This window comes from uncultured Corynebacterium sp. (genome assembly GCF_902782855.1).
GTDB lineage: Bacteria > Actinomycetota > Actinomycetes > Mycobacteriales > Mycobacteriaceae > Corynebacterium.
The window spans coordinates 1-4909 of sequence record NZ_CACZOO010000177.1; the positions used below are offsets into that span (position 1 = coordinate 1).

Here is a 4909-nt window from a genome sequence, read left to right on the forward strand (position 1 = left end):
GCGGGCGTCGTGTCACCGAGGTTCACCGCCACAGCTGAGACCGGCAGGGCCGCGGCCAGCACGGCGGCGGCGATGCGGACGGAACGGGGGGTGACGCGGCGTGCGGCGTGCTGGGCGGCGTGCGTGGACATTCGGGCCTCGTGATTCTTCTACTTCGCAGGTGTGGAGGGGTTCTCGACGGGGTGATCAGCCGGAGCGGCGCGGGTGTTGCCACCGGCACGCGGCGAGACACAACGGTGTACACAGTAACATGCCGGCACGCTGTACGATGAGGACGATTGTCGTGAATTCCACCCCCGAACCCAGGAGTATCCCGTGCACCTCAGCTTCCTCGACCAGCTCATCGTCAACGCCAACGAGTTCCTCGGTGCAGCGATCAACAACGCACTGAGCTTCGTCTTCGGCACCTTCTTCTGAGGCTGCCCCGGGTAGGCCGCCGGGCCCGCGGTGCCGGCCCGGGTCCCCGGGGCGACGGATCCGGCATGAGCGCGTACCATTGGTTCCGTGGCTGAACATTATGACGTAGTAGTTATCGGCGCGGGCCCCGGCGGGTACGTCGCCGCCATCCGGGCGGCCCAGCTGGGTCTGAAGACCGCCGTTGTCGAGAAGCAGTACTGGGGCGGTGTCTGCCTCAACGTGGGCTGCATCCCGTCCAAGGCGCTGATCCGTAACGCGGACATCGCGCACATCCTCACCCACGATGCCGGGACCTTCGGCATCAGCGGTGAGAACATCAGCATGGACTACACGGTCGCGCACCAGCGGTCGCGCAAGGTGTCCGCGGGCATCGTCAAGGGTGTCCATTTCCTGATGAAGAAGAACGGCATCACCGAGATCGACGGCCTCGGCACCTTCACTGACGCCAACACCGTCGAGATCTCCGGGGGCAGGGACGCCGGCAAGACCCTCACCTTCGACAACGCGATCATCGCGACCGGTTCGGTCGTCCGTTCCCTCCCGGGCGTGACGATCGGCGGCAACATCGTCTCCTACGAGGAGCAGATCCTCGACGAGAACGCCCCGAAGTCCATGGTCATCATCGGTGCCGGCGCCATCGGCATGGAGTTCGCCTACGTGCTGTCCAACTTCGGTGTGGACATCACCATCGTGGAGTTCATGGACCGCGTCCTGCCGAACGAGGACAAGGACGTCTCCAAGGAGATCGCCAAGCAGTACAAGAAGCTCGGCGTCACCCTGAAGACCGGTCACAAGACCACCGCCGTCCGTGACCTCGGTGGCGACAAGGGTGTCGAGGTGGACATCGAGTCCGCCGACGGCTCCAGGTCTGAGACCGTCAAGGCGGACCGTGTCATGGTCTCCATCGGTTTCGCGCCGCGGGTCGAGGGCTTCGGCCTGGAGAAGACCGGTGTGAAGCTCACGGAGCGTGGCGCCATCGCGATCGACGACCGCATGCGCACCAACGTCCCGCACATCTACTCCATCGGTGACGTCACCGCGAAGCTCCAGCTCGCCCACGTCGCCGAGGCGCAGGGTGTCGTCGCCGCCGAGACCATCGCCGGCGTGGAGACCCAGGAGCTCGGCGACTACATGAACATGCCGCGCGCCACTTTCTGCACTCCGCAGGTAGCGTCCTTCGGTTACACCGAGGACGCCGCCCGCAGGCGCGCCGAGGAGTCCGGCCGCGAGATCAGGGTCGCGACGTTCCCCTACTCCGCCAACGGCAAGGCCCAGGGACTCAACGAGGCCACCGGTTTCGTCAAGATCATCGCGGACGCCGAGTTCGGCGAGCTCATCGGTGCCCACATGGTCGGCCCGGACGTCTCCGAACTGCTCCCGGAGCTCACCCTGGCGCAGCGCTTCGATCTCACCGCCGAGGAGATCGGACGCAACGTCCATACCCACCCGACCCTGTCGGAGGCGGTCAAGGAGGCTGCCGAGGGTGTCATGGGGCACATGATCAACCTCTAGAAGTCCCACCCTGTCCTTTCACCCGGTCCTTTTGACCGGTCTCCCCACCGGGTCCCGCCCGGGACGTCTCCGGCGTCGCCGCCCGGACGCGGGTACGATGCGGGCCATGTCAGAGGTACCGGAGGGCGGCAGCCCCGCCGAGGGACACGTGACCGTCATCGGTGTGATGGTCGACCGCGGACTGCCCGAGAAGCGCGTCATCGATGCCCTGGCGACGCTCGGTATCCGGCCGGACGACTCCGGCATCACCGACGAGAGCCTTCGCTCCAGCGGACACCCCCGGGTGCAGGTACGTACCGCTTCGCTGCCGATGCGTCTCGACGGCAGCGTCCGCCTCGCCGACACCACCCCGGACATCATGGCGGGCTACGGTTGGGACCGGTTGATATACGTCACCGATCTGCCGCTGACGACGCGACGCCCCGTCATCAGCCAGACCGTCCACCACGGCACGGTGACGATGCTCTGCCTGCCGGCCTTCGGACTGCTGCGCGCCCGGGAGGCACTGCGTCAGGAACTGAGCCGCCTGCTGCGCGGCAAGCCGGCCGGCGCCGGTGTCCGGGAGAAGGTCACCGGGGGCGGGGACATCGAGGGCGGCGACGCCGACGCCGACGTCACCCGGGTCCTCGAGGGACGGGGGAGGGGCGCGCGTCTGCTGCTCGGGATGATCGCGGGCAACCAGCCGGAACAGTTGTACAAGGTGCTCACCGGCTGCCTCGCCATCGCCGTGGCGACCGGGGCCTACGGCATCTTCTACGGGTCGATGTGGCAGATGTCCCACACGGTGTCCGCCGCGCGCATGGCGGTGATCAGCATCTTCGCCGTGGGGGCGTTGACGTTCTGGCTGATCTACCACAACGGGCTCTGGAACCGGTGGCCCGACCGGGAGAGCGACTCGGTGGCGCGGTGGCGGGCGAGGATGGACAACCGGGCGACACTGGGTACGGTGCTCCTCGCCGGGGTGATGATCTACACGACGGTCTTCGTGGTCCTTCTCGTGGCGTCCGTCGTGATCGTGGACACGAACTACTTCCGCTCGCAGGTCCACGACGACCCCTTCCCCTGGGGGTACGCCAAACTGGCGTGGCTGACAGCGTCGCTGGGCACGATGGCCGGTGCCATCGGCTCCGGTTTCGACAGTGACGACGCGATCCGTGAGGCGACGTACAACCGTCGTGAGCACCTGCGGCGTCAGATCACGGGTCTCTACGAGGACCGGCCACCGTCACGGCTGCGCCCCCGGCAGCGGCGGCGGTAGCTGCCCCCTCCCCCGGGGAGCGGGGCGCGCGACAGGCGCCGCCGCATCCCACGCAGAAACCACCGCCCGCCCTGCACGGGGCAGGACGGGCGGTGGTCTGTCAGATCAGCTTCTCAGCGACGGGCGTGTGCCCGGCGGCGGGGAACTAGAACTGGGACTCCTCGGTGGAACCCTTCAGGGCGGTGGTGGAGGAGTTCGGGTCCACGGTGGTGGCGATGCGGTCGAAGTAACCGGCGCCGACCTCACGCTGGTGCTTGACAGCGGTGAAGCCACGCTTCTCGGCCTCGAACTCGCGGTTCTGCAGGTCGACGAAGGCGGACATCTGGTTGCGGGCGTAGCCCTCGGCCAGATCGAACATGGAGTAGTTCAGGGCGTGGAAGCCGGCCAGGGTGATGAACTGGAACTTGAAGCCCATGGCACCGAGCTCGTTCTGGAACTTGGCGATCTCGTCGTCGTCCAGGTGGGCGGACCACTTGAAGGACGGGGAGCAGTTGTAGGACAGGAGCTGGTCCGGGAACTCGGAGCGGACGCCCTCGGCGAAGCGCTTGGCGAGATCCAGGTCCGGGGTACCGGTCTCCATCCAGATCATGTCGGCGTACGGAGCGAAGGACTTCGCACGGGAGATGCAGGGCTCGATGCCGTTCTTGACGTAGTAGTAGCCCTCGGCGGAACGCTCACCGGTGAGGAACTCGTGGTCGCGCTCGTCGACGTCGGAGGTCAGCAGGGTGGCGGCCTCGGCGTCGGTGCGGGCGATGACGACGGTCGGGGTGTTGGCGACGTCGGCGGCCAGACGGGCGGAGTTCAGGGTACGGACGTGCTGCTTGGTCGGGATGAGGACCTTGCCGCCCAGGTGGCCGCACTTCTTCTCGGAGGCCAGCTGGTCCTCCCAGTGGGTACCGGCGGCGCCGGCCTGGATCATGGCCTTCTGCAGCTCGTAGACGTTGAGGGCGCCACCGAAGCCGGCCTCGCCGTCGGCGACGATCGGGACGAGCCAGTTGTCGACGGAGTCGTCACCCTCGACGCGGGCGATCTCGTCGGCGCGGGAGAGAGCGTTGTTGATGCGCTGGACCACGGACGGAACGGAGTTCGCCGGGTACAGGGACTGGTCCGGGTAGGTGTGGCCGGAGAGGTTGGCGTCACCGGCGACCTGCCAGCCGGAGAGGTAGACAGCCTTCAGGCCGGCACGGACCTGCTGGACGGCCTGGTTACCGGTGAGGGCGCCCAGGGCGTTGATGTAGCCGTCGCCCGGCTCGTTCACGGCGTCCCAGAGGATCTCGGCGCCACGGCGGGCGAGGGTGTGCTCCTCGACAACGGTGCCCTGGAGCTCGGCGACCTGCTCGGCGGTGTAGTCGCGGGTGACGTTGGCCCAACGGGGGTTCTCGTCCCAGTCCTTCTGGATTTCGGCGGCGGTACGCGGCTGTCCGACGTTCGACATGTGCTTGACACACTCCCTATAAGTGGTGGAGATGGCGGTTACAACGCTGATTCCGGCTACCCCGGGGGCGGCTGCTCCCCGGCCGGATCTGCTGGGGTCGAGAATACAGGGGGAAAAGACCTAGTCAAAGGAAAGACGTGATCCAGCCCACGGCGGGGGTAGTACGATCGTCCTGTTTTATTTTGTCTCTGAGAGTGGGAAGAATCGTCCCACCTGTTGGTCAAAAACCGGCGAGTGCAGGGGTGATGTGCGAGGTGCGTCACGTAAGGCGACACTGCCACGCGAAA

3 protein-coding genes are annotated in these 4909 nt (G+C 66.9%); 2 read left to right on the forward strand and 1 reads right to left on the reverse strand.

What is annotated here, in order from left to right:
- Positions 1 to 504: 504 nt before the first annotated feature.
- Together lpdA and QZV72_RS07895 are read left to right on the forward strand one after the other, a co-directional pair.
- Entirely contained in the window at positions 505 to 1929 is a 1425-nt protein-coding gene (gene lpdA, locus QZV72_RS07890; RefSeq protein ID WP_297007015.1) for a dihydrolipoyl dehydrogenase, read from the forward strand.
- Between the two features lie 106 nt (positions 1930 to 2035).
- Entirely contained in the window at positions 2036 to 3187 is a 1152-nt protein-coding gene (locus QZV72_RS07895; protein WP_297007018.1) for a hypothetical protein, read from the forward strand.
- Between the two features lie 145 nt (positions 3188 to 3332).
- Here QZV72_RS07895 and aceA read toward each other — a convergent pair whose 3' ends face one another.
- A complete protein-coding gene (gene aceA / locus QZV72_RS07900; protein WP_297007020.1) occupies positions 3333 to 4622 on the reverse strand; it encodes an isocitrate lyase in 1290 nt (429 codons plus the stop codon).
- Positions 4623 to 4909 lie beyond the last annotated feature (287 nt).